The sequence below is a fragment of the uncultured Allobaculum sp. genome (assembly GCF_948576815.1).
Taxonomy (GTDB): domain Bacteria; phylum Bacillota_I; class Bacilli_A; order Erysipelotrichales; family Erysipelotrichaceae; genus Allobaculum; species Allobaculum fili.
In genome coordinates this window covers 1-5,322 of record NZ_CAPAEZ010000108.1, presented here as the reverse complement: position 1 = coordinate 5,322, position 5,322 = coordinate 1, and the positions used below count along the sequence as shown (strand labels likewise).

Genomic DNA, 5,322 nt, shown 5'->3' with positions numbered 1-5,322 from the left:
AAAACTAGAAAGGCAAGGCACTGCTCACTTGTGAAGCTTAAGTGAACAGCATTGACCGAAAAGCGGATGAAAACGCCTTCAAAAAAGTTTATCCTATCCTTATACCTATCATTTCGGCTGGATCATCGGGCACTTCTGACCGAAATGGGATAGTTCTGTTTCTTCTCAACGATTAGGGCAAGTCTGAAGGAGGGGGCAGAACCGGATATCAAAGGAAAGGAAACTTCATGAAAAAACGAATCTGTTCCGTCCTTCTGGCTGCAGCACTCGCCATGCCTTCCGTAATGCCGTCCTACACACTCACGGCATTCGCGCAAGAGCAGAACGAAACTGCGCCGCAGGCGGATACAACTCTGCTGTACAGCCATGACGATCTGGTCACACTCAATAACGGGGACAATCCTCTTACCGTCACGGATGCTGCGGAACTCGCGAAATTTGCTGCACTCGAAAGCTTCACCTTTGAAACGAGCTTTACCTGCACCAATGCGCTTTCTACCGTGTTCTTTATCGGCAATTCTTCCCAGAACTCGCACTATATGAACGTCTTTGTGACGAATGGCGGTACCGTGGGCATCGAAACCCTGACAGCCAGCGGTCAGAAACCAGTCGATACAAGAGTGGCACTCACGAACACAAGCTTTGGTGAAGAACATCTCCTTGCGGTTTCGTTCGATGCAAAATCGACGGTGAAATTTTATATCGACGGAAAACTGGTTCATTCCGCGAATGTAACTGCGAACGCGGTTAAGGATGTTCTCAGCGGTGTCGACTACGTTGGATTTGGCAAGGGAAATCGCGCAAGCGGAGGAAACAACTATCCGATGAGCGGAACGCTGAAAAATATCCGCGTTTACTCGGATGCAAGATCCGGAGAGCAGATCATTCAGGATCAGCTTGGAAACCTCGCAACTACTGCCTATTCCGGCGGTTCTGTCTATGATGCAAACGCTGCCAGAAAGACGGATACGAGCACGGAAAGTATTGATTCCCTTAAGGATATGACCGAAGGCACCTGGGCGGTACGCTTCCGCATGGACGGATCCAAAACGAATGGACTGAGCTATCTGGCTTCCTTCTCTCAGGGAAGCGTCCGGGATAATTTTGTCTCTCTGTACCTTCACTACTACAACAATGAATGGCGTGCCGGAATTGATGCACCAGGCAAGAATATCGGCGCATATAAAGTCATTCCTGACACAATCAACGTAACGGATCAGCACTGGCACGATCTGATCGCAGTTCGCTCCGGAAATAACTGGACATTCTATCTTGATGGACAGTCTCTGGGAACGGCATCCAGCACAGATGCAGGCTGGTTTAATAAGATCACTGCCCCCGATACGATTTCGTACGGTTTCTGCAAGAGATCTCAGGCAGACATCATGAACCCGTTTGGCGGATCGATTGAAAGCATAAAGGTTTATCCGGGAGTTCTGAACGCAATAGAAGCTCAGCTCGCTTCAGAAAGTCTTTCCCTTTCTGGGCAGACTACCGTTAAGGACGGCTATCTGTCCGATAAGACAACACTGTTTGAAGTCGGCTATGACAAATCTGCAGCTTATCGTATTCCTTCGCTGATTACGACCGACAAGGGTACCGTGATCGCGGGTATTGATAAACGAAACGACGGCTTTGCCGACCAGGGAAATATCGACCTGGCCATTCGTCGTAAAGAAAGCGGCAGTACGGAATTTGATGATCCGATTATTATCAGCGACCTGCTTAAAAAGCAGGGCGGAAAATCCGCAGTTATGATCGACTCTCTGATGATGCAGGATCTCGACGAAGATTCGCCGCACAAAGGACGCATCCATCTGCTGGTCGACATGTTTACCCAGTCCAACGCAGCGATGGAATCTGGAAACCAGGAAAACGGCGACCAGTATCTTCATATTGGAAACAACGCTTACAGAGCGGTTTATAAAGACGGGGAATCACAGCCCTACGCAGTCGTTGAAGAAGACGGCTACGGTATCGTCTATACGACTACCGGAAGCGGCGATTCCATTCAGCTCGGTACAAAGACGGACTACACCGTAACGCTTCATGGACCGCAGCCGTTTACAACGCTTGGAAACCTGTACAAAAACGGAGAATACGCCGGCAATATCTTCATGAACGAAGACGGCCCAGACAAGGGCGAACTGCACATGAAGAAACATATGAGCATCTGGCATTTCTATTCCGATGATGACGGCAAGACCTGGTCTGAACCGCAGAACATTACGCCAATGGCCAAGGAATCCTGGATGACATTCTTCGGAACCGGCCCCGGCCGCGGTCTGCAGCTGACGAATGGCCGTCTGGTAGCACCAATCTATACCGCAACGAAAAATAACTTTGGCGGTTCGCAGTATTCCGCCACAATCGTATCGGATGACTTTGGCGAAACCTGGAAGCTGAAAAATTCTCCAGTACAGGACGTATGGGGATATGACCGTTCTCAGGGTAACGGAAACATCTTAACCGAAGCCCAGTGCGTTCAGCTTAAGAACAGCGACGTGCTGATGTTCATGCGGGCTACCGGAGGCAAAGTGAAAGTGGCCCGTTCCACAGACAACTGCGAAAGCTGGGAATCGATCGAAGATACTCCGATCGCCAACGTATACTGCCAGCTTTCTGCCATCAGCTATACCGGTAAAGACGGCAAGGAACGCGTAATGATCGCTACACCGGCCGGACCTGCCCGTACGCATGGCGTAGTCACCGTCGGCGAAGTTCAGGAAGACGGTTCGATCGATTGGCAGATCGATAAAGCCAAACTAATGGAGCCCACGGGTTACGCTTATTCCTGCCTGACCGAAATCGCTCCGGCAGAAGATGGAACCAAGCGCTTTGCGAACTTCTATGAGCTGAATAACGATCCAATCGTTATGACCTATGTGGAATTCGATGAAAATTATCTGTATTCCGACGAAGAAGCGATCGAAAACAAGGCACCGGAACTGACCTTCACTTCTGCGAAGATGGTCGATGGAAAACTCGTTGTCGAAGCTTCGGCGGATCAGACCGTATTTGCGGCAGGCGATGTGAAACTGCAGGTCAGCTGCGAAGACGAAACTGCAGAACTTGCCCTCAAGTCGGGAAGCGGTTCGACTTCTCTCGTTTTTGAAGGCGATATCCCATCTGACTGGACGTATGCGAGCGCCGATTCTCTCAAAGAAGGCGCTGAACTGAGCAACGTATACGGTAAAGCCGCAGTGATGACAAAGCAGGATCTGATCGACTTTACGGTTGTTCATCCGGCTTCTATCGTCGCATACACCTCACAGTTCTCTGACTCCACAGCGGAAAATGCCGATGGTGCAGCTGTAAACATTATTGACGGCAATGAGAAAACGTACTGGCATTCTCACTACAACAATTCACAGGTTATGCCGCAGGTGATTACCTTTGATATGGGCAAGGAAGTTACCGTCGTTCAGATGAACTTCCTGAACCGCCAGACGAGCACCAATGCCATCTGTAAAGACTTCCTTCTGGAAAGCAGTACAGATGGACAAAACTGGACGGAAGTTCTGGATTCGACAATGCCGAATACGCAGAAATGGATTCATGTTGCTCTTCCGGAAACCACAGCACGTTACTTCCGCTTCTCGGAAAAGAACAACTACAGCAGCAATCTCTGGGCTACCATCGCTGAGCTCTCCTTTAATACGCCAGGCGGAATCGACACACGGGCTGGAGACTTCAGTGCCCTGTCCAATCTCGTAGGCAGAGTCAAGGGCATGGAAGACGGTATGACAAAGGCTTCCTGGGACAACACCAAAGTCGTTCTGGAAAAAGCGGAAGCCATGATCACTGCAAACAACGCCAGCCAGAGCGAAATCGATGCGACTCTGCAGGATCTGCGTGACGTATCCCGTCAGCTCACCACCAAGTCCTTCCTCCAGAAGGAAATCGACCGCTTCAATGACCTCAATGCATCCGACTACACGGCTGCTTCCTGGAAGAACTATACCGATATCCGTACGGAAACGATGAATACGATCGATCAGATCGAAACGCCGATTGATATGGATCGCAAGCTGATGAAACTGGCCAATGCGCGTCTGGATCTGGAAGCCTACGTTCCGGTAACTGTGGATAAGTCTCAGCTGCAGACTGCATTCAACAAAGCCTATGCTCTGGACTTCACACAGTTCAAGGATGGATATAAAGCTCTCGAAGATAAGAAGGCCGAATATCAGGCCCTTCTGAATTCGGATGAAGCGACACAGGAAGAAGTAAACGCCAAAGCGAAAGAGATCAACAATCAGCTGCTGGCTCTTCGCCTGAAATCAAATTCCGAAAAGCTTTCCGGCATCAAAAAATAAGGATCAAGGCTTGAGATAAATCCGTTTCCAAATCCATATGGAACGGTAAGATTTTTCAAAAGCAGTAAGGCTGCTGCCTGTCGACGGATTCTATTCCGTTCACCGGCAGCAGCCTTTTTGTATGGACACCGATTCGAAGGAATCGGAGTCCGTCCCGATGAGAAAAAGAGAAAGAAGAATTTCCAACGTCTGTTTTTAAACTTCACATAGTGGCTAATTTATGTAACCTGCACAATGAATCTGAAACCGCCGGCCGCTATAATGTATTAATAAAAAGGGAATGATTAGTTCATTTCGAAATCTGCGATCAGGAAAGGGAGTGACCTGTATGATTTCTACCCGTGGACGCTATGCCCTGCGCGTTATGCTTGAACTGGCGAAAGGCGATCCGGATCAATGGATTTCCTTAGACTCCATTGCTCAGACACAGCACATGTCGAAGAAATATCTGGAAAGCATTATTCGTTCGCTCGCAGCGGATGGATATGTTCAGGGACTGCGAGGAAAAGGCGGCGGCTATCGCCTTCTGAGGAAACCAGAAGATATTCGCCTGAGCGAAATTCTTCGCAGTGCTGAGGGAAGTCTGGAATCGGTAGCCTGTCTGCGAAATCCCGATTATGTCTGTGATCGAAAAGCGGAATGTGAAACGCTGCCGCTGTGGATCCGCTTCGACGGTATGGTGAACGACTTTTTTGACGGACTGACGCTCCAGGATCTGGTCGATGGAAACATCTGATTGCGCAGGCCCTGATCCCGAACGAGCCGTGAAGAAGGGCAATAAGTTGACATTCTTTTTCGAATGACCTAAGCTTAGGAAGCTGTGTTTCTGGAAAGCCGAAAATAAACAGCGGCAGAAAGAAATAAGCCGACTATACGTGAAATTGGTTAAAAAATTCACAAATAATGCTTGCATCGCCTGGATGCCCGTGTTATTATAGTTGAGCGCTCAGGGAAATCGCTTCTCTCAGTCGTCAAATCACCTTTAGATATCTAAGAAAACAGC

General features: G+C 49.0%; 2 protein-coding genes. Both read left to right on the top strand.

Going from position 1 to position 5,322, the window contains the following annotated elements:
• Positions 1-227: 227 nt before the first annotated feature.
• Positions 228-4,319, top strand: a complete 4,092-nt coding sequence (locus tag Q2J39_RS10430) for an exo-alpha-sialidase (RefSeq protein ID WP_288340618.1) — start codon at positions 228-230, stop codon at positions 4,317-4,319.
• 328 nt (positions 4,320-4,647) lie between these two features.
• Complete coding sequence (locus tag Q2J39_RS10425) at positions 4,648-5,055, top strand: Rrf2 family transcriptional regulator (RefSeq protein ID WP_230268425.1); 408 nt, start codon at positions 4,648-4,650, stop codon at positions 5,053-5,055.
• The last annotated feature ends 267 nt before the right edge of the window (positions 5,056-5,322 follow it).